25 protein-coding genes are annotated in these 24,919 nt (G+C 70.2%); 6 read left to right on the forward strand and 19 right to left on the reverse strand.

What is annotated here, in order from left to right:
- Nucleotides 1-63 precede the first annotated feature (63 nt).
- Together LPC04_RS27560 and LPC04_RS27565 are read right to left on the reverse strand one after the other, a co-directional pair.
- Nucleotides 64-2,763: a Kelch repeat-containing protein gene (locus LPC04_RS27560; protein WP_275685545.1), complete on the reverse strand. Its 2,700-nt coding sequence runs from the start codon at nucleotides 2,761-2,763 to the stop codon at nucleotides 64-66.
- A 131-nt stretch (nucleotides 2,764-2,894) separates the two neighbouring features.
- Entirely contained in the window at nucleotides 2,895-3,629 is a 735-nt protein-coding gene (locus LPC04_RS27565; RefSeq protein ID WP_275685546.1) for a hypothetical protein, read from the reverse strand.
- Nucleotides 3,630-3,707: 78 nt separating this feature from the next.
- Between LPC04_RS27565 and LPC04_RS27570 the strand changes: the two genes are divergently transcribed.
- The 3 genes from LPC04_RS27570 (at nucleotide 3,708) to LPC04_RS27580 (ending at nucleotide 6,637) form a co-directional block, all read left to right on the forward strand.
- Nucleotides 3,708-4,523, forward strand: coding sequence for an IclR family transcriptional regulator domain-containing protein (locus LPC04_RS27570; protein ID WP_275685547.1), 816 nt, complete (start codon nucleotides 3,708-3,710; stop codon nucleotides 4,521-4,523).
- A 265-nt stretch (nucleotides 4,524-4,788) separates the two neighbouring features.
- Complete coding sequence (locus tag LPC04_RS27575) at nucleotides 4,789-6,048, forward strand: EAL domain-containing protein (protein ID WP_275685548.1); 1,260 nt, start codon at nucleotides 4,789-4,791, stop codon at nucleotides 6,046-6,048.
- Nucleotides 6,049-6,064: 16 nt separating this feature from the next.
- Nucleotides 6,065-6,637, forward strand: coding sequence for a YaeQ family protein (locus tag LPC04_RS27580; RefSeq protein ID WP_275685549.1), 573 nt, complete (start codon nucleotides 6,065-6,067; stop codon nucleotides 6,635-6,637).
- A gap of 13 nt (nucleotides 6,638-6,650) precedes the next feature.
- Here the strand turns inward: LPC04_RS27580 and LPC04_RS27585 are convergent, their stop codons facing one another.
- The 6 genes from LPC04_RS27585 to LPC04_RS27610 all read right to left on the reverse strand — a co-directional run bounded on the left by LPC04_RS27585 (nucleotide 6,651) and on the right by LPC04_RS27610 (nucleotide 14,421).
- The gene (locus tag LPC04_RS27585; RefSeq protein ID WP_275685550.1) at nucleotides 6,651-7,526 is read right to left on the reverse strand and encodes a DMT family transporter; all 876 of its coding nucleotides are present in this window, start codon (nucleotides 7,524-7,526) and stop codon (nucleotides 6,651-6,653) included.
- A 129-nt stretch (nucleotides 7,527-7,655) separates the two neighbouring features.
- Nucleotides 7,656-9,497 carry a DNA helicase RecQ gene (gene recQ / locus LPC04_RS27590; protein WP_275685613.1) on the reverse strand — a complete coding sequence of 614 codons (1,842 nt, stop codon included), beginning with the start codon at nucleotides 9,495-9,497 and terminating at the stop codon, nucleotides 7,656-7,658.
- 295 nt (nucleotides 9,498-9,792) lie between these two features.
- On the reverse strand, nucleotides 9,793-10,392 hold the full coding sequence (locus LPC04_RS27595; protein ID WP_275685551.1) for a hemerythrin domain-containing protein: 600 nt from the start codon (nucleotides 10,390-10,392) through the stop codon (nucleotides 9,793-9,795).
- Nucleotides 10,393-10,506: 114 nt separating this feature from the next.
- Nucleotides 10,507-11,481 carry a hypothetical protein gene (locus LPC04_RS27600; RefSeq protein ID WP_275685552.1) on the reverse strand — a complete coding sequence of 325 codons (975 nt, stop codon included), beginning with the start codon at nucleotides 11,479-11,481 and terminating at the stop codon, nucleotides 10,507-10,509.
- 76 nt (nucleotides 11,482-11,557) lie between these two features.
- Nucleotides 11,558-12,784, reverse strand: coding sequence for a DUF1501 domain-containing protein (locus tag LPC04_RS27605; protein ID WP_275685553.1), 1,227 nt, complete (start codon nucleotides 12,782-12,784; stop codon nucleotides 11,558-11,560).
- 14 nt (nucleotides 12,785-12,798) lie between these two features.
- Nucleotides 12,799-14,421, reverse strand: a complete 1,623-nt coding sequence (locus LPC04_RS27610) for a DUF1800 domain-containing protein (protein WP_275685554.1) — start codon at nucleotides 14,419-14,421, stop codon at nucleotides 12,799-12,801.
- Between the two features lie 125 nt (nucleotides 14,422-14,546).
- Between LPC04_RS27610 and LPC04_RS27615 the strand changes: the two genes are divergently transcribed.
- Nucleotides 14,547-15,053, forward strand: a complete 507-nt coding sequence (locus LPC04_RS27615; protein ID WP_275685555.1) for a cupin domain-containing protein — start codon at nucleotides 14,547-14,549, stop codon at nucleotides 15,051-15,053.
- Nucleotides 15,054-15,078: 25 nt separating this feature from the next.
- On the opposite strand, the gene LPC04_RS27620 is transcribed toward LPC04_RS27615, so the two are convergent.
- On the reverse strand, nucleotides 15,079-15,438 hold the full coding sequence (locus tag LPC04_RS27620; RefSeq protein WP_275685556.1) for a hypothetical protein: 360 nt from the start codon (nucleotides 15,436-15,438) through the stop codon (nucleotides 15,079-15,081).
- A 206-nt stretch (nucleotides 15,439-15,644) separates the two neighbouring features.
- On the opposite strand from LPC04_RS27620, the gene ssb reads away from it, so the two are divergent.
- Complete coding sequence (gene ssb, locus LPC04_RS27625) at nucleotides 15,645-16,175, forward strand: single-stranded DNA-binding protein (RefSeq protein ID WP_275685557.1); 531 nt, start codon at nucleotides 15,645-15,647, stop codon at nucleotides 16,173-16,175.
- Between the two features lie 446 nt (nucleotides 16,176-16,621).
- A complete protein-coding gene (locus LPC04_RS27630; protein ID WP_275685558.1) occupies nucleotides 16,622-17,248 on the forward strand; it encodes a hypothetical protein in 627 nt (208 codons plus the stop codon).
- 192 nt (nucleotides 17,249-17,440) lie between these two features.
- Here LPC04_RS27630 and LPC04_RS27635 read toward each other — a convergent pair whose 3' ends face one another.
- The 10 genes from LPC04_RS27635 to LPC04_RS27680 form a co-directional block, all read right to left on the reverse strand.
- Nucleotides 17,441-18,088: a hypothetical protein gene (locus tag LPC04_RS27635; protein ID WP_275685559.1), complete on the reverse strand. Its 648-nt coding sequence runs from the start codon at nucleotides 18,086-18,088 to the stop codon at nucleotides 17,441-17,443.
- A 9-nt stretch (nucleotides 18,089-18,097) separates the two neighbouring features.
- Complete coding sequence (locus LPC04_RS27640) at nucleotides 18,098-18,316, reverse strand: hypothetical protein (RefSeq protein WP_275685560.1); 219 nt, start codon at nucleotides 18,314-18,316, stop codon at nucleotides 18,098-18,100.
- A gap of 68 nt (nucleotides 18,317-18,384) precedes the next feature.
- Nucleotides 18,385-19,179: a type III secretion system export apparatus subunit SctT gene (gene sctT, locus LPC04_RS27645; RefSeq protein WP_275685561.1), complete on the reverse strand. Its 795-nt coding sequence runs from the start codon at nucleotides 19,177-19,179 to the stop codon at nucleotides 18,385-18,387.
- Nucleotides 19,180-19,194: 15 nt separating this feature from the next.
- Entirely contained in the window at nucleotides 19,195-19,461 is a 267-nt protein-coding gene (sctS, locus tag LPC04_RS27650) for a type III secretion system export apparatus subunit SctS (protein WP_275685562.1), read from the reverse strand.
- Nucleotides 19,462-19,465: 4 nt separating this feature from the next.
- Complete coding sequence (gene sctR, locus LPC04_RS27655) at nucleotides 19,466-20,119, reverse strand: type III secretion system export apparatus subunit SctR (RefSeq protein ID WP_275685563.1); 654 nt, start codon at nucleotides 20,117-20,119, stop codon at nucleotides 19,466-19,468.
- A 189-nt stretch (nucleotides 20,120-20,308) separates the two neighbouring features.
- Entirely contained in the window at nucleotides 20,309-20,452 is a 144-nt protein-coding gene (locus tag LPC04_RS27660; RefSeq protein WP_275685564.1) for a hypothetical protein, read from the reverse strand.
- A 269-nt stretch (nucleotides 20,453-20,721) separates the two neighbouring features.
- The gene (locus LPC04_RS27665; RefSeq protein WP_275685565.1) at nucleotides 20,722-21,729 is read right to left on the reverse strand and encodes a TolB family protein; all 1,008 of its coding nucleotides are present in this window, start codon (nucleotides 21,727-21,729) and stop codon (nucleotides 20,722-20,724) included.
- A gap of 98 nt (nucleotides 21,730-21,827) precedes the next feature.
- Nucleotides 21,828-23,045: a lactonase family protein gene (locus LPC04_RS27670; RefSeq protein WP_275685566.1), complete on the reverse strand. Its 1,218-nt coding sequence runs from the start codon at nucleotides 23,043-23,045 to the stop codon at nucleotides 21,828-21,830.
- A 90-nt stretch (nucleotides 23,046-23,135) separates the two neighbouring features.
- Nucleotides 23,136-23,861 carry a hypothetical protein gene (locus LPC04_RS27675; protein WP_275685567.1) on the reverse strand — a complete coding sequence of 242 codons (726 nt, stop codon included), beginning with the start codon at nucleotides 23,859-23,861 and terminating at the stop codon, nucleotides 23,136-23,138.
- 416 nt (nucleotides 23,862-24,277) lie between these two features.
- A complete protein-coding gene (locus LPC04_RS27680; RefSeq protein WP_275685568.1) occupies nucleotides 24,278-24,919 on the reverse strand; it encodes a hypothetical protein in 642 nt (213 codons plus the stop codon).

The following is a 24,919-nucleotide window of genomic DNA, read 5'->3' on the forward strand; positions in this document are numbered from 1 at the left end:
CCCCCCACGGTTGGGCCTCGCGGGCCGCTCAGGCGCCGATATCCGCGCGCCTCGCGAGGCGTCTCACCACCACGTCTCGCAGTCGACGCCCGCGCTGTCCAGCGCACCGCCGCACACCATCACCGAGCCGTCCGGCATGAGCGTCGCGGTGGGATTGCTGCGCGTCACCAGCATCGTCGCCGCGGCGGTCCAGACGCCGCTGGCCGGATCGAACAGCTCGGCCGCCGGCTGCGCGAACTGCGTGCCGCCGGCCACGAGGATGCGGCCGTCGGCCAGCAGCACCGCGCCGTGCGAGGTGTGCGTGGCCGCGGTCGCGCCCTGCGTCGTCCAGCCGCCGGCCACCGGATCGTAGATCTCGGTCTGCGTGGTGTTGCCGCCGACCACGACCACGCGGCCATCGGCCAGGCGCGTGGCGCTGTGGCCGTAGTGCGTGAAGGCCATGGGCGTGGTGGCGGTGAAGTCCTGGCCGCCGGTGACGAGGGCCGTCGTGACGCCGTGGCTGTCGGTGCTCGTCGTCGTGTGCAGCACCGGGTCGTAGAGCTCGGCGCTGGTGAGCGGCGTCAGCAGGCCGTTGACGATGTCGAAGCCGCCGGCGATGAGCACGAGGCCGGACGGCAGCGGCGTCGCGGTGTGCTGCGAGCGCCGGGCGATCGGTTGCGAGCGCGGCGCCGACCACGTGTTGGCGACCGGGTCGTAGATCTCCGCCGTCGGCTCGACGAGGTACTGCGCGTTCTCGCCCCCGACCACCAGCACCTTGCCGTCGGGCAGCAGCGTGGCCGTGTGGTGCGAGCGCGCGGCGCCCATCGGCGGGGTGGCCGTCCACGTGTTGGTCACGGGATCGTAGATCTCGGCGCTCGCGTTGTTGACGTAGCCCTTGGCGGCGGTCGACGACACCGTCGAGCCGCCGGTGACCAGCACGCGGCCGTCGGCCAGCAGCGTCGCGGCGTGCGACGAGCGCATCACGTTCATCGGCGCGACCGATGTCCACGTGAGAGCGACCGGGTCGAACACGTCGGCCGCCGCGGTGCCCGCGCCGGCCGACTTCACGCCGCCGGCGACCAGCAGCTTGCCGCCGGTCAGCAGCGTGGCCGTGTGGCCGGCCACGCGTTCGGTGGGCATGGGCGGCGCGGCGGTCCAGGTGTTGGTGGTGACCGCGACGCTGGCGCTGGCGGCCACCGTGCCGAGCGTGGCGGTGACGCTGGTGGTGCCGATCGCGAGGCCGCTGGCCGCGCCGTTGCTCACCGACGCGACGCCGGCGGTCTGCGTGGCCCACGTGGCGCTCGAGGTGACGTCGGCGACGCTGCCGTCGGAGAAGGTGCCGGTGGCCGTGAAGCGGCGCGTGATGCCCACGCCGGTCTGCAGCGTGGCCGGCGCGACGACCATGGACTGGATCGTCGCCGCGACGGTGTGGAGCGACAGCGTGCCGCTGGCCGTGCCCGAGCTCGCCGTGATCGTCGTCGCGCCCAGCGTCAGCGCGTCGGCCAGGCCGCTGGCCGCGCCGATGTCGGCCACCGCGGGCGCGCTCGAGGTCCAGGTGACCGAGTCGGAGACGTCGGCCGTGTGGCCGTCGGCATAGGTGCCGGTGGCCGTGAAGCGCTGCGAGATGCCCAGCGGCAGCGCGCCGCTGGTCGGTGCGATGGCAATGGCCGTGAGGCCCTTGACGAAGGTCACGCGCGCGACGCGCGTGCCGCCGGCCTGCAGGTAGGCCTTGAGCACGCCGTCCGGCAGCGTGGCGGGCGCGGCGAGCGCCACCGTGTCGCCGGCCTTCCAGGTGGCCGCGCCGGTGACGGCCGTGCCGTTGACGACCAGCTGCCCCGCCGTGGTCGTGACGGCCATGCCCGCGCGCGCCGCGACGAAGTCGGCGGGCAGCGCGAAGCTCGACGCGGGCGTGGCGTCGTCGACGCGGAACTCGTCGTGCGCGATCACGCCGTCGCCGTCCTGGTCGAGCCATTGCGCCAGCGCGTTGGCGTCGACCGGCTTGCCGTAGATCGCCGACAGGTTCGCGGCCACCTTGGCGAGGTCGAGCGCCTGCGCGCTGAGCACCAGCGGCTGCCGGTCCGCGCTCGCGACGTTGGCGCCGTTGCTCGCGATGTCCGCCTGCAGCGTCGCGAGCAGCGCATTCACCTGCGCCGACGTGCGGCCCTGCACGACGACGCTGGACAGCGCCGCGAGGAGGTGGCCGCCGTCGGTGTCGGCGCTCGCATCCAGCGAGCCGAACGCGCCGGGCGAGGCGCCCAGCACGACGCCGAAGGTGGCGAGCACCTCGCGTTCCGCCTGCGCGCGCGCGTCCGCGAAGCTCATGCCGTTGGTGTTGAGCAGCGTGTTGATGCGCGTGAACGCGAGCGTGGTGAGCACGTTGACGTTCAGCACGGTCTCGGTGCCGAGGTTCGCGTAGGACTTCAGCGTCACCGGGCCGTCGGACGCCGCGCCCGTCACCTCGTCGGCGTACGTGCCGGTGGCGGTGACGGCGAGCAGCGCGGAGGCGTACTTGTCGCTCGGCGTGAACGCGCCCATGGACGTCGTCGCGTACGTGTACTGGTTGCCGGTGGCCGACAGGTTCAGGCCCAGCTCGCGCGCGGTGACGGTCGAACCGGCCGTCATCGGCCCCTTCTGCGCGACGCCGGAGGCGGCCGTGTAGGTGGCAGCCGGGGGCACGGTCGTCGTGCTGCCGCCGGGCGATCCGCCGCCGCAGGCGGTCAGCAGCGCAGACAGGGCCAACGCGAGCGCGGCGAACGGGGCGGACTTCAGGCGGCGAAGAGGCATGGCGCGGCGGACTCGCGGTGACGGCAGGCTCGTGGATTTACGCATCGCACCCGGGGGGCGTCAATCGACGTTGCCAAGTGTCACGGGTGAGCCGGGGCGAGGGCCGCCGACTGTGCGATCCGTCACCGAAATCAGGGTTGCCGCGCGGCCGAAGGCGGCAGTTCGGCGATCGCGGCCGCCACGGCGGCGCGCATCGCGTCGGGCTGGTCGACGTAGACGGCGACCCAGCGCTTCAGGGGCCTGGCCGCGCCGTTGCGCGTCCAGCACGTGCCGTTCGGGCCGGCGGCGAGCTCGATCAGCAGCGTGGGCCTGTCGAGCGGACTCAGCAGCGTCACCTCGCGTGGCTTCAGCTGGTGGACGTCGTGCCAGTCGTCGTTGCCGCGCGCGGACTGATGATCGATGGTCCGAATGCCGGCGATCGCCGCGAGCGGCAGGCGGCACAGCTGGTTGAACCCGATGGCGAGGGTCAACGCGTGCGGACCCAGGACGTGATCAATGTGTTGCGTCGCGCTGCGCAGCGACACCGCCCACGCCACCATCCACACGGACGCGAACAGCAGCAGGCCGTGCGCAATCGCACGATGCGCGGGCCCGATGGCCAGGTGGATGACGCCCTGCGCGACGAGCACGTCGACGAACTGCGCGACGACGACCATGGGCACCAGCACCGACATCCACGATCCGCGCCGCAGCGTGAAGCGCTGGCCCTCGCCGAGCCGGCGCGCGTAGTCCGCGCTGGGCAGCGGACGGCGCGTCCATTTGCAGGAGGCCTCGGCCCACATCCAGCGCTGCGTGCGCAACAGGCCGACGAGCCGCTCGGCGCCGAACAGGCGGGGCGGCGCGGGTGGCGAAAGACCGTCCGTCATGACTCCCGTTTCGAGGGTTCGTCGGGGCGCGAACCTGCATGGGCCATTCTAGGTTCGCGGTCGAGCGAGAATCGCGCCATGTCCGACCAATCCCCCGCTGCCGCCGACGAATCGCCGTCGGCCGCCAGCCGTCCCGGCGATGCCTTCGTGCAGTCGTTCGCCCGCGGCCTGGCGGTGCTGCGCAGCTTCGGCGCCGATGCGCCCGCGCAGACGCTCACGGGAGCGGCCGAGCGCAGCGGCCTCACGCGCGCGGGGGCGCGGCGCATCCTGCTGACGCTGCAGCAGCTGGGCTACGTCGAGGCCGAGGGGCGGCTGTTCCGCCTGACGCCGCGCGTGATGGAGCTGGGCTTCGCATACCTCAGCTCGCAGCCGGTGTGGCACCTGGCGCAGCCGGTGATGGAGGAGCTCGTCCAGGACATCCACGAGTCGTCGTCGGCCGCCGTGCTCGATGGCGACGACATCGTCTACGTGCTGCGCGTGCCGGCCAAGAAGATCATGGCGATCAGCCTCGGCCCGGGCAGCCGGCTGCCGGCGTTCTGCACGGCCATGGGCCGCGTGCTGCTGGCCGGCTTGCCGGAGACCGAGCGGCGCGCACGCCTCGCGCGCGCGCCGCGCATGGCCCGCACCGCGCGCACCGTCACCGACATCGACGCGCTGATGGCGCTGCTGGACGACGTGCGGCGCGACGGCCACGCGCTGGTGCACGGCGAGCTCGAGGAGGGGCTGGTGTCGATGGCGGCGCCCATCGTCAACCGCAGCGGCCGCGTCGTGGCCGCGATCAACGTCAGCGCGCAGGACCAGCGCATGCCGCCCGACCAGATGCGCAAGCGGTTGCTGCCGCGCCTGCTGGAGTCGGCCGCGAGCATCAACACCTTGATGCGCATGCAGGACTGAGCCCGCCGTTGGAAGCGTTTCCGTTGCATCCGGGCCGAGTGCGGCGAAATATGGCACGCCCGGCGCCGCCGCGGGCGGCGGCGGCCGGACAGATGTGCTCAACTTGGCGCCGTCGCGGCCGATCCAGGAGGTTCGGCCGGCGGCCGGCGAGGTTCTTGCATGGTTCACTGCCGCGCACGAATTCGCCGCGAAACCGTCCCGCGCCGCCCGGCCGCCACGAGCGCCGGCGCTGCCATTCCTGTCCAGCCAGGTCGCCACCGCCGCCATGACCGCCGTTCCTGATGCCCGCCCCGATGCGCCGTTGCCCAAGCCGGCCGCCACCGGCATGGGCACGACTTCCGAGTACGGCCCATATCGGCTCGCCTCGCACTTCCAGCCGATCTACAGCCTGACGCACCATCGCGCGGTCGGCCACGAGGCGCTGCTGCGCGCAACGACGCTGGCCACCGGCGCGCCCGTGGCTCCGATGGAACTGTTCGCCGACGCCGCCAGCGACGAGGCGCGCATCGCCCTCGACCGCGCCGCGCTGCTGCAGCACCTGGCGGCCTATGCCGGGCGCGACGCCGACGAGTGGCTGTTCCTCAACATGCACCCGCGCTCGCTGGCGGACCCGTCCGGGCCAAGCATCCGCCAGATCGACGACACGCTCGCCCGGCACGGCCTGCGGCCCGGGCAGGTCGTGATCGAGGTGCTGGAATCGTCGCTGCCCGACGACGCCGACTTCGATCACCGCGTCGACGAGCTGCGCGAGCTGGGCTGCCTGGTGTCGCTCGACGACTTCGGCGCCGGCCACTCCAATTTCGACCGCGTGTTCAGGCTGCGGCCGGAGATCGTCAAGCTCGATCGCAGCGTGGTCGTGCGCGCGGAGGTCGACGCGCATGCGCGCCGCATCGCCTCGCAGATGGTGTCGCTGCTGCACGAATGCGGCTGCCTGGTGCTGATGGAGGGCATCGAGACCGACGAGGGTGCCTACACCGCGCTGCGTTGCGACGTCGACTTCGTGCAGGGCTACCACTTCGGCCGGCCCGGCCCCGAGCTCGCCGGCATCACCGGCCTGCACGCGTTGCGCGCGGCGTGGGACCGCTTCGATCGCCAGTCGGCCAGCGACGACCGGCTGTGGCAGGAGCAGATGTCGCCCTACAAGCAGTCGATCGAGCTGGCCAGCGTGCTGCTGGCGGGCGGCGCCTCGATGGACGAGGCCTGCCGGCGCTTCCTCTCGCAGCCGGGTTCGGACATGTGCTACCTGCTCGACAAGCAGGGCCGCCAGGTCGTGGGCAACGCGTTCCGCGATGGCTTCTCGCAGCAGCAGCTCGAAAGCGTCGAGCGCTTCGCGCCGCTGCACGACACGCGCCAGGCGCGCTGGTCGCGCCGCGCCTACTTCCGCGGCGCCGAGGCCTCGCCCAACATCGCGCAGGTGACGCGTCCGTACATGACGCTGCAGGGCTCGCGCATGTGCTTCACCGTGTCGATCCAGTTCGACATGGGCGGCCGCACGCTCGTGCTGTGCGGGGACGCTTCGCTATAGCGGCGACAATGGACCCATGGCCCTCAAAGCAACGATCCACAAGGTCCGCCTGCAGCTCGCAGACATGGACCGCAACATCTACGGCGACCACGAGCTCACCATCGCGCGCCACCCGTCGGAGACCGACGAGCGGATGCTGATGCGCGTGCTGGCCTACGCGCTGAACGTGCCGGCCGACAACGAGAAGGGCGACCTCGTGCTCGCCAAGAGCCTGTGGGATGTCGACGAGCCCGATCTCTGGCAAGTGGACCTCACGGGCCAGGTCATCCACTGGATCGAGGTCGGCCAGCCCGACGATCGCCGCCTCGCGAAGGCGAGCAGCCGCGCCGAGAAGGTCACCGTCTACAGCTACATCGCGTCGACGCCGATCTGGTGGGCCGCGCTGGTGGGCAAGCTCAATCGCGCGCCGAAGGTGGAAGTGTGGTCGATCGACCCGGACGTGTCGCAGGCGCTCGGCAAGATGGTGGCGCGCACGATGGCGTGGCAGATCACGATCCAGGACGGGACGGTGTGGGTGTCGGACACGGTCAACACCGTGGAGATCACACCCAAGCTGCTGAAGGCGCGCGACGAGCGCGAGTACAACTGAGGCCGCGGTGCGCTCATTTGCGCGCCAGCCATACCCCGGACACCGTCACCGCCATCCCCGCGAGCGCGAGGCCCGTGAGCGTCTCGCCGAACATCGCCCAGGCGATCAGCGCCGTCACCGGCGGCGTCAGGTAGAACAGGCTCGCGACGTTGACTGCGCTGCCGCTGCGAATGAGCACGTTGAGCAGGCTCACGGCGCCCAGCGACAGCACGAGCACGAGCCAGCCGAGCGCGAAGACGAACGCCGGCGTCCAGTGCACGACCATCGTCTCGGTGCGCCAGGCCACCAGCGCCGTGGCGACGAGGCTGGGCAGGAACTGGATGACCGAGCCGGTGCGCAGGTCGAAGGCTGGGCAGAAACGCTTCTGGTACAGCGTGCCCGCCGTGATGCCGACGAGCGCGGTCACCGCCGGCACCAGCAGCGTCGCGGCGGCCGGACCGCCGGAGCCCGCGACCTTGTGTGCGACGACCAGCACGACGCCCGCCAGGCCCAGCGCGAGTCCGAGCCACTGCGGAGCGCGCACGCGCTCGCGCAGGAACAGGCCGGCGCCGAGGGCGGTCAGCACCGGTTGCAGCCCGACGACCAGCGCCGTGACGCCCGCCGGCAACCCCAGCCGGATGGCCGTGAACACGCCGCCGAGATAGACCGCGTGGATCAGCAGCCCCGACACGCCGATGTGCCCCCACTGCGCCGGGGTCGCGGGCCAGGGCGCGCGCGTGGCGAGCGCGATGGCGCCCATCAGCACCAGCACCGCGCCGTAGCGCAGGCTCAGCAGCGTGAGCGGCTCGCAATCGGGCAGGCCCAGCTTGGCGCCGATGAAGCCGGTGCTCCAGAGGACGACGAACAGCAGCGGAACGAAGGACGCGAAACGGGTGGAGGCGATGGACATGTCTGGCTGAGGTGGCGCCGTCGTCGCAGCGTCGCTGCCGCTTGCGCGTGACGCGCGCACAGGCGCGAGCGACGCATCATCGCGTGGATGCCCGGTCGCTGCCGGCCTGGGGACTTGCGCGCGCTGTCGTCAGCCCGCGGCGGACTCGAGCACCCGCAGGATCTCGCGCCCGTAGGCCTCGAGCTTCTTCGCGCCGACGCCGCTGATGCCGGACAGCTCGTCCAGCGTGGACGGCGCCTGCTGGGCCATTTGCGCCAGTGTCGCGTCGTTGAAGACGATGTAGGCCGGCAGGTTGTGCTCGCGCGCCACCTCGGAGCGCCAGGCGCGCAGAGCCGCGAAGCGCTGGTCGCCGTCGGCGTCGAGCTTGATGGGGGCCGACGTGCTGCGGCCGCCCGAGCTGGTGCTGCTGCGCCGCGTGCGGCCCGAGCCCTTGGGCGTCTCGCGATGTTCGCGCAGCAGGACGGGCACCTCGCCCTTGAGCACCGCGCGCGCGCTGTCGGTCAGCACCAGCGTGTTGTACTCGCCCTCGGACTGCAGGTGCCCCAGCGACAGCAGCTGGCGGATCACGCCGCGCCATTGCTGCTCCGACCACTTCGCGCCGATGCCGAACGTCGACAGCGAGCCGTGGCCGTGCTGCGTCGTCTTGTCGGTGACCTTGCCGCGCAGCACGTCGATCAGGTGGCCGGCGCCGAAGGAGAGGCCCGAGTGCTGGCGGAAGCGATAGACCGTGGACAGCGCCATGCGCGCGGCCTCGGTCGCGTCCCACGTCGCCGGCGGGTTGAGGCAGTTGTCGCAGTTGCCGCAGGCCGAGCTCTTCTCGCCGAAGTACGCCAGCAGCCGCACGCGGCGGCAGTCGTGGGCCTCGGCCAGCGTCAGCAGTGCGTCGAGCTTGCCGCGCTGCATCTTCTTGAATTCGTCGCCGGCCGGGCTCTCGTCGATCATGCGGCGCTGGTTGACGACGTCGGCCAGGCCGTAGGCCATCCAGGCGTCGGCGGCCTCGCCGTCGCGGCCCGCGCGGCCGGTCTCCTGGTAGTAGCCTTCGATGTTCTTGGGCAGGTCCAGGTGGGCGACGAAGCGCACGTCGGGCTTGTCGATGCCCATGCCGAACGCGATGGTGGCGCACATCACCAGGCCGTCCTCGCGCAGGAAGCGGTCCTGGTGGCGGCGGCGCACGTCGGCGTCCAGGCCCGCGTGGTACGGCAGCGCGGAGATGCCTTCGGAGCTGAGCCACGCCGCGGTCTCCTCCACCTTCTTGCGGCTCTGGCAGTAGACGATGCCGGCGTCGCCCTCGTGCTCGTCGCGCAGGAAGCGGATCAGCTGCTTCTTCGCCTCGTCCTTCTCGACGATCGCGTAGCGGATGTTGGGCCGGTCGAAGCTCGAGATGAACTCGCGCGCGCCGGTGAGCGCGAGGCGCTCGCGCATGTCGGCGCGCGTGTGGTCGTCCGCGGTGGCGGTGAGCGCCACGCGCGGCACGTTGGGGAAGCGCTCGTGCAGCTGCGCGAGCTGCAGGTAGTCCTCGCGGAAATCGTGGCCCCACTGGCTGACGCAATGCGCCTCGTCGATGGCGACGAGGCTCAGCAGGCCGCGCTCGTCGAGCGCCGTCAGCATGCCCATGAAACGCGGGTTGGTGACGCGTTCAGGCGCGGCGTAGAGCATCACCAGCCGGCCGCTCATCATCTCGCGCTCGACGCGCGACGCCTCCTCGCCGGTCAGCGACGAGTTGAGGAAGGCCGCGTGCACGCCGAGTTCCTCGAGCGCGCCGACCTGGTCGTGCATCAGCGCGATCAGCGGGCTGATGACCAGCGTGACGCCCAGCCCGGCGCGATGCCGCGCGATCGCCGGCACCTGGTAGCACAGGCTCTTGCCACCGCCGGTGGGCATCAGCACCATGGCGTCGTCGCCGGCGCTCACCGTCTGGATGATGTCCTGCTGCTCGCCGCGGAAGGCGCTGTAGCCGAAGACCTGCTGCAGGATGCCGTGCAGGTCGGCGTCGGTGGCGCCTCGCCGCCGGGCCGGATCGGCGGCGACGCGCACGGCCTCGTTGGCCTCCGCCCCCGCGGGACGCGTGGCGGGCAGGGAATCGAAGTCGTAGTCGTCGTAGTCGAATTCAGACACGGAAAAGGCCGGTGCGGGCGCATCGCGCGTTTCGCACGACAGCCGGAAGACAAGGCCTCCATGGTACAGGGCGCGGGTAAAGCGGACCAGCGCCGAAGCGCCGATTCCGGCCGGAATCGGCGCCGCGGACCGGGCGGCGACGCGGCCGCGCTCAGGAAATCGCTTCGACCACGCGGCTCAGGATGCCCGGCTTGTCTTCCGACAGCGGCCACGACGCCTTGAGCTCGTCCTTGCGCGCCGCGATCTGCGCGCCCAGCGCCTTCATGTCGAGCTTCGTCTTGCGCGCCTTGGGAAACATCTCGGTCTCCTCTTCCTTGACGTGATGCTTCACGTACTCGGACAGCACCTTGACCTTGGCATCGAACATCTCGCCATCGGGCTCCTTGCCCTCGACCTGGGCCATCAGCTCCTTCATCGACGCGTGCTCGATCGTCGCTTCCGGAACCAGCTCCTTGTCCTTCAGCGCGGCCTTCACGGCCGGATAGAAGATCTCCTCCTCGGCCTTCGCGTGGATGCCCAGCTCCATGCAGATGCTGGCGACGAGCGTCTTCTTCCTTGCCGTCGAACGCGTCTTTTCATACTGCTCGAACAGGCTGCTGACCAGCTTGTGGTCGGCCTTCAGCAGCGCGGTGGCTTCCTGGGCGACGGGCGCCTTGGGAGCGCGCGCCGCGCGGGGGGTGGTCTTGCTGGCGACGGCGCTCGTCGCCCGCTTCGCGGGCGCCTGGGTCGTCTTGCGGCTTGCAGTGGCCATGATGGGATGTCCTTTCGAGGATCAGTGCGAGAACAGCGCAATGAGGATGATGATGGGCAGCGGAACGCCGAGGAACAGCAGAAGCAGTGAGCGCATGGAAGTCTCCGGGTGTGTTTAGACGAGGTCGCGCTGGCGACCGCCGAACGTGGCGCAGAAGCTGGCGACGAAGGCGCCGGCGAGCAGCGAGATGAACAGCCACAGCGCGGCGTAGGCCGAGGCCTTGCGCGCCTTGTCCGCGGCTTCCTTCGCGTCGGCCTTGGCCTGGTCGGCCTTGGCCTTCATGCGCGCGAAGGTGTCGTTGACACGCTTCTCGGCGTCGGCCTGCGGCAGCCCGGTGCGTTGCGACACCTGTTGGCCGAGGTACTTGACGTCGTCCGGCGGCAGCGCGCCGGCCTCGAGGCCGCTCGCGAAGATGCGGCCGGCTTCGGCGCCCATCGGGGCCGCGTCGCCGCCATTGCCGATCGGCGCAGACGCTGCGGCAGCAGGTGCCGATGCGTCCTTGCGGAACAGGCTGTCGACGAAGTAGCCGTTGCTCGCGGCCGGAGCCTCCGGCTTCATCGCACCGGCAGCGGCCGGGGCCGCAGCGGCGGCGGCGGTCGTCGCCGCACCGCCCGCCACCGAGCCCACCGCGCTGGCGCTCGTGCCGAGGATGCCGCCGATCGCCGAGGTCAGCATCGCGGCCGTCGCCAGCGTCGCGATGGCCCAGGCCAGGAAGCCGTGCGCGGTGTCGCGGAAGTAGACCTCGTCGACATGCGTCGACGCCCAGCGCGTGCGCAGGCGTCCGGCAAGGTAGCCGCCGATGCCCGAGGCCGCGAGCTGCGTGAACGTGATCCAGACGATCGTCGAGACGCCGAAGGTCGTCGCGCTGGCGCCCGAGCCCGCGAACGGCGAGACGGACGACAGCCCGAGCCCGACACCCAGGATCAGCAGGATCAGCGACAGTGCCGCCGCGCCCGCGGCGCCGGCGAATATCGCGCCCCAGGACACGCCGGAGGTGTGTCGGCTGGAATGCAGGTCGGCGGCGGCTGGCGCGTAGGGCCGCGCGGGGACGCCCGCGCGCAAGTCGCTGGCCAGGGTGGTATCGGTCATGTGCGGAGTCTCCGGGTGGTTTGTGTGTCCCGGGACGTCGGCAAGGCGCGATCCTGTGCGCGCGATCAGCGGCTGCCTAGACGAGCCCGATGTCGCGCGGCGCGCCACCGGGAAACACGCGCTGCAGCTGCTCCGCGTCCAAGCCGTACATGCGCTGGAACAGCCCGCCGAACACGCCGCGGTAGTCGTTGAGCACCGGCCAGTCGCGACCCTGGTTCAACGACGCGGGGCTGGTCAGCGCGACCTGCTCGCCGCGCACGCCGCCCTTCACGCCGCCGCCCATCACCCAGTACGCGGTGCCGTGGCCGTGGTCGGTGCCGCGGTTGCCGTTCTCCTTGAACGTGCGGCCGAACTCGCTGATCACGACGACAACGGTGTCGCGCCACGCCGGACCCATCTCTCGCGCGAAGGCGTCCAGGCCGCGGCTGAGGTCGCCGATGCGCGTGGCCAGCGCGCCGGTGGCGCCGCCCTGGCCGACGTGGGTGTCCCAGCCGCCGACGTCGACGAAGCCGATGCGCACCTGGTCGCGCATCAGGCGCGCGATGCGCGTAGCCTCGAGCTCGAAGCCCTTGGGCGTGACGGCGTCGCGGCTGGCACGCTGCATCTCGTCGGCCATCTCGAGGGCGACCTGCTTCTGCGTGTCGAGGCCCTCGGCGACGCCGCGCTCCAGCGTCGTGCCCGCGTACATCTTCTGCAGCAGCGCGGCCTGGCGCGCGTCCGTGGCGGGCTTGGCGGTGCGCGCGAGGCTGGTGTTGGTGACCATGCGGCGGCCCTGCAGCACGGTGGGCAGGCGGTCGGTGAACGACATCACGCGCTGATCGGAATCCAGCCGTGCGCCGAGTTCCTGGGCCAGGCGGTTGAGGAAACCCTGGGTGGTATCGGGCCGCGGCGTGCCGGGTGCGAGCGCGTCGCCGGGCAGCGGCAGGCCCAGCTCGACGCGATCCTGCGTCTCGAAGTGGCTGCGCGACAGGTCGCCGATGCCGGCGAACGGAATGAACGCGACCTCGCCGGCCTGGATGCGCGGATACAGCGTGGACTGCAGCGCCGGCATCAGCGCCCAGTCGGCATCGAACGCGAGCGCCGCGTTGGCGCCGACGCCGGGCCGCGCGATGGCGATGTTGGGCCGCGACTCGGCGTAGAACGAGGTCTGCGGGATCAGCACGTTGCAGGCGTCGTACGCGCCGCGCAGGAAGACGACCAGCAGCCGGCTGTCGACCGTCGACCCCGCTGGCGCGGCCCACGTGCGCGTCGCGTTCATCGCCAGGCCGGCCATTGCGGCGTTGAGGAAGTGGCGTCGTTGCATGGCGGGCTCCTCGATCAGTTGCGCATGAATTCGGGCGACACGACGGCCGCCCACGCCCAGTCGCCGGGATGCGCCTGCAGCGTCTCGAGGAGCGCCTGGCGCGTCGCCTCGGACTCGCGCGGGGCCTGCGTGCGGAGCCACGCCGCGCTCTCGACGCGCGCCTTCGGCAGCGCCGCGGGCGGCGCCAGGCCGTCGACCTTGAACAGGTTGGCGTTGCCACCGCCATTGCCGCCGACAAGGCTCCTGGCGACGTCGAAACGCGTCGTCATCTGGCCCGGGCTGGCCCACGCGGCCTCGATCATCGGGAAGCCGTCGGGCGTCTCGCGGCCGAATGGCGGCTCGCTCAGCTGGCGCAGCGCGTTGAGCAGGGGCTGCGGGTTGACGACGATGTTGCCGTCGTAGGCGAGCCGCGTGGCCGACAGCACGTATTCCCACGGATCCTTGAAGTGCCGGCCCAGCGACGCGTCGTACTCGGGCGAGGTCAGGAGCGTCTTCATCACCTGCGCGATGTCGCCGTCGGTGGCGAGCCAGCGCTGCGCCATGCGGTCGACGAGCCCCGGCGGCGGCGTGTCGCCGACGAAATACTGCGCGAGCTGCGCGCTGACGTGGCGCGCGGTGGCCGGGTTGCGCGCGAGCCGGTCGAGGACCTGGCGCACCTCGGCCAGGCCGGCCGGCGCGATCGCCTGCCCCAGCACCTGCTTGGGCTTCTGGTCGTGGCGGTTCGGGTTGAACTCGAACGCCCCCGCGTGCACGTACTGCGACTGCAGCGGCGGCTTGACCTTGGCGTCGTCGGCGTCGACGCGCACACCCAGGCCGGTGAGCACGCGCGCCATCTCCTGCACGTCGGCCTGCGTGTAGCCGGCGTCAACGCCCAGCGTGTGCAGCTCCATCAGCTCGCGCGCGTAGTTCTCGTTGATCTGGCCGGCGGCGTTGCGCTCGTTGTCGAGGTAGCGCAGCATCGCCGGGTGCGTCGCCGAGGCCTCGAGCAGGTCGCGGAACCTGCCGAGCGCGTGCGCGCGCAGCGCGATCTCGTAGTCGCCCGCGAACGCGCGCAGGTTGGCCTTGTTCTGCGCGATGCTGAAGTGGTTCAGCCAGAACCACACGAGGCGCTCCTGCACCTGGTTGGGCGAGCCGACGGCTACCAGCAGCCAGCGTTGCGCGGCCTCGTCGGCCTGCGCGTTCAGGCCCTTCTGGTAGGCCTGCTGCGCGCTCTTCTTCTGCTCGTCGTCGGCCACCGCGTCGGCGGCCTTCTTGTCCTTGACATCCTCGCGCAGGCGCACGGCCAGCGGCTCGCGCACGATCCGCATCGCCGCGATGCGGGCGTCGACGGACGCGGGCAGCGCGAACGGCTTCGGGTGCAATTGATCGTCGACCCAGCGCGCGTAGCCGAGGCGGCCGACCTGCTGCAGGACGGTCGCGTCGACGCCGAACGTCGCGCGGTCGACGCGCTGGGCATCGAGCGTGCTCACGCGCATGGCGTCGGCTTCCTGGTGGGTGTCGGGCAACACGACGACCGGCGCCGGGCCGAGCGGGGACGCCGTGGGCGACGTCCCGCAGGCGGCCAGCACGCCCGCCGCCGCGAGCGCGCAGGCGGTGCAGCGCGCTCGTGTCCGGGAAGCGAAGGGGAGGCGGGTCATGCGTCGTGGCGTCTTCCTGATCAACGGCCCACCCGGCCACGCGGTTGATAGGCAGGCGCCGCGGGCAGGGTAAAGGTCTGTGTCGCAGAATGGCTTGCACGACCCTGAACCCGACCGGAGACACGATGTCGACCAAAGCCGAAGAACTGCGCGAGAGGCTGATCCGCAACTTCAACGAGGTGCCGCTCGCGCGCGAGACCCGCGAGCCGCTCTACGACGGCATGGGCGCCCGCCTGGCGCGCGGCACCGCGGCGCTCAAGCTGGGCGCGAGCATCGACGTGCTGGAGCCCGGCAAGCGCGGCTGCCCGTACCACCTGCACCATGCGCAGGAGGAGATGTTCATCGTGCTCGAGGGCCACGGCACGATGCGCGTGGCCGGCGAGATGCTGGCCGTCAAGGCCGGCGACGTCGTCTTCGTGCCGCCGGGGCCGGAATACCCGCACCAGATGATCAACACCTCGGACGCGCCGTTGAAGTACCTGTCGATCTCGACCCGGGACACGCCCGAGGTCGTCGAGTACCCCGACTCGAACAAGGTGCTCGCGAACGCGCGCGTGGCCGGCAGCGACTTCGGCTTCGCGCGGATGAACCGCCTCGACACCGACCTCGACTACTGGGACGGCGAGCCCTGAGCCGGCCGTCCGCGGCCGCGGCGGGTCAGTCCGTGCGCTGGAAGCCCCACTGCGTGACGTGGGGCGCCTCGTCCGGCGGCGCCGAGTTGGGGTCGTAGCTCATCGCGGCGCCGTCGGCCAGCGCCTTTTCGTACAGCCGGGCGAAGGGCTTGTTCTGCGGCAACTCGAGCTTGGCCGGATCGATCACGCCGTAGGCGCTGATCACGGCGTCGAAGGCGGTCAGCCGGGTGCACGCGGCGATCGCGTCGGCGTCCGAGCGGATGTCCTGCGCCTGTTTCAGCAGCAGCAGGCCCTCGCGGGACAGGCCGACGGCCGGCGGGGCGTCCATCGGGTCGGAATGGGAACGGAACTTGGCGCGGAACTGGTAGACGGCGACGATAGCCATGGCGGACTCGGGTTGGAACCAGCGCGAAGCATACCGGGCCGCGCCGAACCGGGCCCGAATGCGAGGTTTTGCCCAGGGCGCCGCGGCGGGCTCCCGGCATAATCCAGGCTCAGCTTCCGGCGCCGAACGGCCCGGAAATCCTCAAGCCGCCACTTCCGGCGGCCGGCCACGGGGGAGCCGTCCCCCAACTTTCCTGGAGCACGCACATGGCGTCAGTCAACAAGGTCATCCTCATCGGCAACTGCGGGCGCGACCCGGAAGTTCGCTACACGCCCAGCGGCACCGCCATCTGCAACGTCTCGGTCGCCACGTCCAGCCGCCGCAAGGACAAGACCAGTGGCGAGAGCATCGAAGACACACAGTGGCACCGCGTCACCTTCTATGACCGCCTGGCCGAGATCGCCGGCGAATACCTGAAGAAGGGCAAGCCGGTCTACATCGAGGGACGCCTGAAATACGGCAAGTACACCGACAAGGACGGCATCGAGCGCAACACGGTCGACATCGTCGCCGAGCAGATGCAGATGCTGGGCGGCCGCGACAGCGGCGGCGACGAAGCCGGCAGCGGTGGTGGCAGCGGCGGTCGCTACCTCGCTCCGCGCGACGGCGTCGACGGCGGCGATCGCGATGAGCGCCCGTCCCGCCCGGCCGCGCGTCCGGCTCCGACGGCCTCACCCCGTCCCGCCCCGAAGGCCTCGACGGGGTTCGACGACATGGACGACGACATTCCGTTCTGAAACCGACCAAAGGCATTTTTGTTGATTGAGGCCTGGCCCTTCAGAGGTGCCAGGCCTCTTTTTCTTGTATCCACGAGGCGGGCTTGGAAGCCGTTCTGGCACAAGCGCCCTCTCAGGGTGATACCCGCAATCGACGCGCAAGAGCGGCGTGTCGGGGAGATGCCGGCAGCGGGTGTGGGGCGAAGCCACGCCGCAGGCTGGGGCACTGCCCAGTTGAAGCCGGCTTTCGATCCCTGGTCCGTTGGCGACGCTGTGAAGAGCGAGCTGCTGGTCGACGAGCTCGGCTGGAGTGCGATGAGGCACTCATTTCGCCGTTCAGGGGGTTATGTCGGTGGGCGCGGCGACCTATTCTCTACAGCGGGCGACCGGATCTGTCCCGCTCCAGAGGTTGAACTTGCCGGCGAGCAGCGCCGCCGCCTTCCTTCCCTCATCCCAAAGGAGGCTCTATGGCAATCACGCACTCGATCTCGCCACCTCGCGCCATCCCCCGGTCGCGCAGCCACGGGGCGGTCACGTTCTTGCTGGTCTCACCGCTGCTGTTCACCGTCGAGCTCGCCCATGCGGAATACGATTTCGGGACGGTCGACATCGGTCCGACGCTCACCGCCACATCCGGATGCTTCAGCGTGCCAAGCGTCAACAGCGATGAATTCTCGATCCGCGCCATCAACGAGTCCGGCAAGCCCTGGGACGACTTCACCGTCCTGATCCTGACCTGTCCGTCCGACAAGGTGAGCCACCCCTCCCTCGACGGCATCACGTTCCTGGGCCCGCCCCCGACGCCGACGGCCGACAAGGGCACGGGGGCCACCAATGTCCTCAACCCGAGCGTGCTCAGCCAGAAGATTGACCTCAACAGCGAGCACTTCGACCTGCCTTTCAACGTGAATCCCCACGAGCACGTCGACCTGAACCTTCCGTACAAGGCGGGATTCACCTTGCCACAGTTCGAACTCCAGCTGATCGCCAGCGTGGTTCCGGAGCCGGGCATCGGATGGATGATGGGCGTCAGCCTGATCGGCCTGTTGGCGTGCGGCACCCGACGGGGTGGCGACCCAGGGCGGGCGGCGTGAGCCTGGCCGCTTTGGCGGATGGCGTGCGCGCGTACCGGCACGCCCAAAAAGGAAGGCGGGCCCATGAGGGCCCGTTTTGCTTGCTTCCCGGGGAAGGCGGAAGCCGTCGCCGCCGAGCTTGCCATGGTCTCGTTCACACAGAACGGCCAAGGAACACGTTTTTTGTGCCGATGAGGCCCTTGAAGCCGGCGTTCAGCCCAGCAGGCCGGCGCGCAGCCGACCCAGCGACGATCCGCCGTTGAGTGCGGCCAGGCAACTGGCCGCGACGTCGTCGGCTGGTGCGCCCGCTTCCCACGCATCGGCCAGCGCCAGCACGCCCTGGCGCGCGCTGCGCGACCAGGAGCCGCCGAGCGGATCCTGGGCATCGGCGCGCAGCTTCGCGCAGTAGAGCGCCCGCGCATCCGCGCTGGCGCCGACCAGGCGCAGCAGCGGTTGCAGCGCCGCGTCGAACGCATTGGCGGGCAGCGGCTCGCGCCCGCTGGGCTGCGCATGCCAGGCGCACAGGTATTCGACCGGGCCCAGGCTGCGGCCGTGGCCGAAGGCGGCGCCGGCGTCGCCACCGCCTTGCAGCGCGGTGCCCCAGGCCGCGAGCCGTCCGCTGGGCAGGCGTCCGCTGCGCAAGGCCTGGACGAGCGCGTCGGCGACCAGCGCCTGCACCGCCGGCTCGCCCTGGCGTTCGATGTGGCACAGCAGGTTGACGAAGGCCGGATAAAGCGCGTCGCCCAGGCCGGCGCAGACCGTCTCCATCAGCGCGGTGCGCCCCTGCGCGTCGGGCAACGCGTCCAGGCCGTCGACCAGCGCCTGCGCGGCCGCGAGCCAGTCGGGCTGCGGCTTGAGCATGGCGCGCCCTTACGCGGTCAGGTGCTGGAGCACCCGCTGCGCCAGCGTGCCGATGTCGGCCGTGTCCGGCAGGCCGGCCGACAGCGCGATCCGTACGCCGCCGGCGTCGCCCTGGAACCAGGCAGTCGCGTCCTGCGTGCTCTCGAAGGACCCGGTCGCGGCAGGCCCGCCCGCGTTGAGCGAGACGCCGAAGGCGAGGTGGGCGAGCGAAGAGGTGTTGATGTCCATGATGAACCTGCGTGACGCCACTCTAGCGAGGCCGGCGCGCGCTGCCCACTGGCATCGTTCCCAGGGGGTCAGCGCAGCATTGCCTTCAGGCTGCGCAGCACGATGGGCGGACGCGAGGCGATGTCGTCGACCAGCAGCTGTGCGAAGGTCGACAGCAACAGGATCAGCAGCGCCTGCGACGCGAGCACCTTGATCGAGCTGGACAGCGCGAACACGTTGAGCTGCTGCGCATAGCGGTTGATCAGCCCGAAGGCGGCCTCGACGATGTAGAGCACCACCAGCGCGGGCGCGCTGATCAGCAGGCCCAGCGTGGCGACGCGTCCGAACTCGGCTTCGATCAGCGTCATCCCGCCCGACTTGAGCGGAGGCAGGGTCGCGCCGACCGGCCACAGCGCGTAGCTTTGCAGCATCAGGCCCACGAGCAGCAGGAAGCCGCCCGAGGACATGAACAGCATGCTGGCCAGCCGCGACAGCAAGGCCGCCGTCAGCGGCGTCTGGTGGCCGGAGAGCGGGTCCATCACCTGCGCCATCGACGCGCCGGTCTTCATGTCGATGATCTGCCCCGCGACATCGAACGCCCACAGCACCGCGCCGAACAGCACGCCGATCACCGCACCGATGAAGACTTCCTTGCCGAACAGGCGCAGCCAGTCGACCGAATGGAAGTGGGCGACGTCCACGGCGGGCTGCAGCGCCACCGACAGCGCGGCCAGCGCGAGGAAGACCGCGTTGCGCACCAGCGCGGGCATGGTGTCCTGCGTGAACAGCGGCAGCAGCAGGAACGCGACGGCGATGCGCGTGGCCGACAGCGCCAGGACGAGGACCTGCGACGACCAGAGGTCGACGTGCTCGAGCGCCTCCATCTCAATGCGGCCGCACTAATGCACCATCCCTGCGAAGCCGGAGAACACGCGGTCGGCGAACTGGTAGAGGCCGCCGCCCAGCATCGAGGCCGTCACGAAGATGGTGACCACGATCGCGAAGAACTTGAGCGCGTATTGCAGCGTCTGCTCCTGGATCTGCGTGGCCGCCTGCAGCACCGCCACGACGAGGCCCACCACCGCCGCCACGATGATGGGCGGCGCCGACAGCAGCATCACGTACCACAGCGCCTGCTGCGTGAGTTGGAGGGCCTGGCTGTTCATCGCGTCAGTGGTAGGTGAGCACCAGGCCGTGCGCGAGCTTGACCCAGCCATCGACGAGCACGAACAGCAGCAGCTTGAACGGCATCGACACCGTCGTCGGCGACAGCATCATCATGCCCATCGCCATCAGGATGTTGGAGATGACGAGATCGATCACCAGGAAGGGCAGGAAGATCAGGAAGCCGATCTGGAACGCGGCCGACAGCTCGCTGACGGTGAAGGACGGCACGACGACGAGGAAGTCGCGATCGCTCAGCTGCGCCGCGCGCTCGGGCGGCAGCGACTTCTGCGCGGTCTTGAGGAAGAACGCGCGCTCGCGCGGCGGCGCATGCTTGACGAGGAAGTCGCGCAGCGGCTCCTTGGCGGTGTCGGCCGCGGCCAGCATCGTCTTGGTGTTGCCGGCGATGTTGTCGAAGCCCTGCAGGCGGTCCGACATCGACTGCACCACCGGGAACATGATGTAGAGGCTCAGCACGAGCGCGAGGCCGTTGAGAACGACGTTGGGCGGCGACTGCTGCAACCCGAGCGCGTTGCGCAGCAGGCTCAGCACGACGACGATCTTCGTGAACGACGTGACCATCACGGCGACGAACGGCGCCAGTGCCAGCAGCACGACGGTCATCAGTGCCGAGGACGGCGAGAACTGGGTCAGGTCCATCGATCGGGACGCGCGCCGGCGCCCTCTCCTCGGTTGCGGGTTCGGCCCGCAGTGTCGGCCAGCGCTGGCGATGTCACCAGCTGGGAGCGTTCCCAGGGGTGGTGGGCGTCGCGGCCTCGACGGCGCTGCCGCCGAGCGCGATGCACAGTCCGCCGAGCGCCACGCGCAGGCGCGTTCGGGTCGCGGGTCTCACGGCGCGATCCATTGCATGAACGAGCAGATCGTGACCGGCGCACCGCGGGCCTTCAGCAAGGTACGCTGCGGCGCTGCGAGGCCGAGGTCCTGCACGCCACCCTGGGCGTCGACCACGCGGATCTCCGCGCAGAATGCCAACAAGGATCGGACGGCGCGTGCCGGCCAAGGATGTCAGCGAGAACGAGGCCAGCGGCCGCAGGCTCTCGCTGTCGAAGACAGTCGGCGTTGCCCCGGTCGTCGGTGCGCAGCAGCGTCCGTGTGGAGACCCGGCTCGCCGACCAGACGTCGACGTTGGTGTGCTGCGCGAATCGTCCGACGAATGCCCGCCAGCAGCCAGCCGTCCTGCGGCGCCTGGGCGGGGATGGCCGCGATGGAGGCCCACAGCAGTGCCCCTTGCGCCAAGCGGTTCAAGGCGCCAGCCACTGCACCGTTTCGCACGAGATGACGGGTGCATTGCCGGCGCGCAGCACGATGTCCGGCGGATCGTTGGCGCCGTCGATGGCGCGAGTGGCACTGTCCACCGGCAGGACCATGACCTTCGTGCAGGGGCTCACGGAGGTCAGGGCGCCATAGGGAACGGCGTCCCGCTGCGTGAAGATCAGCGAGCGCCCGTCGGCGGACCAGCTCGGGCTTCCGTGTCCCATGCTGATGGCCTGGCTCAGGACGCGGTCGGACGGCCGGCTCAATGGCCGCAGGCCGGAGCCGTCGAGCGCCGAGACGAACAGCAGGTTGTACGGACTCACGCCGCCCTTTCCGTTTCTGAGGTCGGCCGCGAGCGTCATCGCCATGCGCGTTCCGTCCGGGCTGACCGCGATGCTGGCCATCCCGGTGCCGACGTTGCGCGGCAACTGCAGCGGCAAGTGCAGCACCTTGTCCGATCCGATCTCCCGGACGACGATGTTGTTGCCGGCCAGGTAGACGTAGCGGCGGGAATCCGGCAGCCAGTCGATCGCGTACCGATTGCGCATCACGTCGTAACGGAACGGCGAGCCGTTCTGGACGATGTGGCCCTGGCGGTCGAACACCACGATCTCGGGTTGGTCCTGGCGCGAACTCGCCTTCCAGTACGCCAGCAGGTATCGACCGTCGGGCGACACGCGCACTGCGCCGAAGATCTCCGGCGCGTGCGTTCCGGGGAGGTCGGCCAGCGAGAAGCCGGCATGTCTCTGCAAGCTGTCGCGATCCAGGAAGTCGACGGCGCCGCGGCTGCTGACGCGCACGAGCTCTCGCGTCGACGTGGTGGCCGTCCAGGCGTCCCATCCGCGACCATGCGACGTCGTGGCGCTGTACGGCAGCAGCTTGGTGGCGCCGTTGCGCAGGTCGACGATGGCCCAGTCGTTGTTGTACTGGTGCGCGACGCCCAGCAGCACGGCGCCGTTGCCTGGCGGCTGGCCTGCGACAGCGGACGCGGCCACGACGCAGATCGCAAGGCCGGCGTGCCGCTGAAGTCGAGTTGGTATCCGGATTCCCAAGCTGTTCCTCGTCGAAGTTGGCCTCGACTGGCGTCGACCCGTCAAGGTTTTGCGATCCAGGACATGTTCGCATAACAGTAGCGGACTTCGGCACTGGTGCCGACGCGTGGGTTCGATCGCACGAATTGCTCGCTGTCCGGATCGGAGAGATCGTCGATCGCCACGGCCTGGCTTGCGGACGGCAGCACGACGACCTCCGGGCAACCGGGTGCAGTGAAGCCGAATGAAGCGCCCGGGAAGGCGATCGAGAACGCGATGAATCGTCCGTCCGGCGACCAGCGCGGCGTCGAATGGCCGACCGCACCGTCGTCGGCCTGTGCCCGCTGGCCGAGCGTCGTGAGTTGCCGGAAGGTGGTCATGGCGCTGTCCGAGATGAACAGCAGCCCGCGTCCCACCTGGTCTCCTTGGGCGTCCTGCAGGTTGACACCCAGCTTGAGCGCAAAACTCCCGCCGTCGGGACTGACGCTCAATTCCGATCCACGGCTCCCGACGCCCGCGGGCAGGCTGACGGTCTTCGTCTGCGCGACCGTCTGGCCGACCGTCGCCGTGACGAGCGTGCTGTCGGCGAGGAAGACATATTGGCCATCGGGCAGCCAGTCGAAGGCATGCCAGTAGGACTGCACGTCGTAGTCCACGGGCGAGCCTTGCTGGACGACGTTGCCCTGCCGATCGAACACGGCGAGCACGGCGTCGGACTGGTGGTAGTCCGCTTTCCAGTACGCCAGGACGTATCGGGCGTCCGGCGACACCTTGACCTCGCTCCAGAACGAGGGGAGGTTCGTGTCTGGAATCCCCGCCAGGGAGAAGCCGCCCGTGTGCTCGAGCGTCTTGCGATCGAAGAAATCGACATCTCCCACCCAGTCGACGCGCACGAGGTCCGACGTCGTGCCGGCCGAAGCGTTGGCGGTCCAGGAGTCGGGTTGCGCGTTCGTGGACAGGGAGTGTGCGCTGCGAGGCAACGAACCCAGCGTGTCGCCCGAAAGATCCAGTTCGGCCTCGTCGTAGGTGGACCCGCCCGGAAACGGATTTCCGATCAGGATGCCCTGCAGATCGGCGGCACCGCCACCGCCGGGCCCCGTTCCGGTACCGGTACCGGTACCCGTTCCCGTTCCCGTTCCCGTTCCCGTTCCCGTTCCCGTTCCGCTTTGTGGGGCGGCAGTGTCGGAGCCGCCGCCACCGCAGGCCGCCAGCGCGAGCGTCAGCAGCAATGGAGCCAGTGCGGCCCTGGGTCGGTGGTGTTCGAAAGGCGCAATCATCATGTCGTTCTCACAATGAAAATTGGCAAGACGCCCGCTGGGCGCTTGCCGGAGAGGGCGCCTCGCGGTGCCCTGTGGTCTGAACGGAGCCGGTCAGTTCTTGCGAGCCATGCCGGACAGCGCGTCTCCCAGGCTCTTGATCGCCGTGGTGAAGGTGTTCTGCAGGATGCTGTATTGCTGGCTCAGGGCCTGGAAGTCGGCCATGTCCTTGTTGAAGGCCTTCGCATCGCCGTTGTTGGAGTTGGTGCCGACGGCAGCGTTGGAGCCGCCCGCGCCGCCCGCAGCGGCGCCGGTCGACGTGCCCTGGGTGCTCGGCGTCTGCACTTCGCTGGACATCTTGTTCGACAGCGACACCAGGTCCGAGGCCTGCTGACCGAGCACTTCGCCCATCGCCGCAGCGATCGCCTCGAGCCAGCCGCCGCTCTTGCCGCTCTGGCCTTCCGCCTTGTGGTGTTGAAGCGCGGAGCCCACGATGAAGCTGCCGAGCTGGTTCTGCAGGTCCTGCATCTGCGCGCCGTATTGATCCTGCGTCTGTTGCTGGATGTCGGCGGGCACGCTCGAATCGGTGTTCTGCGCGGTCTGCGCGGCGGTCTGGTCGTTGACCATGTTGGCCACGTAGGAAGGCATGCCTTGCTGTTGCAGCTGGGACGTGGCCTGGCTCATCGCGCCCTGGATGGCTTGCTGGAGCATGTTGCCCAAGGCCTGGCCGACCATCGCGCCGATCGGGCCGAACTCGGCGCCGCCGATGATGCCGCCGATGTCGCCCAGCAGGCTGCCACCGCCGCTGCCACCCATAACGCTGCTCAATGCTCCGGACATTTCGATCTCCTGGTTTGACGTCGTCGCGACGTCGGTTTCGATGACTGTTTCAGCGGCGCGCTCCAGGTTCCTCCCTGTCGCCTCGGTTGCGGGATCGCGTTGCCGCATCCCGATCCGACACCACCCTTGCTTGCCGCCTGGCCGACCTGCTGCGTCGCAGCTGGGTTCGGTTCGTTCGACGGAATGGATTGAACGCCTTGTGCCCGCCTTTCGTAAGCTGGGTCGGTTCCCAGGTGGGAATCGACCTAGCGGCACTGGCGCTCGGGGCGAGGGGCTGGGAAGGCTCCCAGCTCGCGAGTCGACTGCCGCGCTTCCCGCCGGGCATGCCGCATGCATACCCCTATGTGTATCGCGCGGCAACTCGCCGGCGGCTGCTGTTCCAGTCGTCGTGCGGCGGGTGGGCCTGCCCGGCGCGCCTACGAGCCGGACGCCGCGCTCGCGGCCCGCGGCGCCTGGCACTTCGCGGGCAGCGCCGCCGGTCGCAGGATCGTCTTCGAGTCGTAGTCGAGCGCCTGCAACTGCGACGTCCTGTCGTCGAAGACGAAGCCCAGTCCCCAGGCCTCGGCGCCGAAGATGCTGACCGAGTCCGGCACCTTGCGCGACGCCCGCACGAACACGATGTTGCCCGCTCGATAGACGTGCCCGGGGATCGACGGCCCGCCATTCTCCGACTGCATCGTCGCCGAGCCGTCCGCCGAGAAGTCGACGTCCCAGGGCGCCTCGCCCGCGGTCGCGGCGGAACGCTGCACGGGCCAGCAGGACGTGACCTTCCTGAAGTCGCTGGCTCCGGCAAGCAGTTTGCGCGGGATCCAGCCTTCGTGATCCGCCCCGTCGCTGCGCCAGTGCACGCGGACCCAGGCGTCGCGCGTCACGACTGGAGCCGCATCGTCCACCAGCGTGCCGATGGGAACGACCGCGGGATCGACGGACGAGTCCTCGGCCGGGGTCGCATGCAATCGAAGCGGCGCCGTCGCGTAGTAGCTGGCCGCGCCGGCACGAGTCGCGACCAGCGTCGCGGCGAGGGCTGCAAGGCTTGCGACGATGTCTCGACGATGCAT

The organism is Scleromatobacter humisilvae (genome assembly GCF_023231945.1).
Classification (GTDB): domain Bacteria; phylum Pseudomonadota; class Gammaproteobacteria; order Burkholderiales; family Burkholderiaceae_C; genus Scleromatobacter; species Scleromatobacter humisilvae.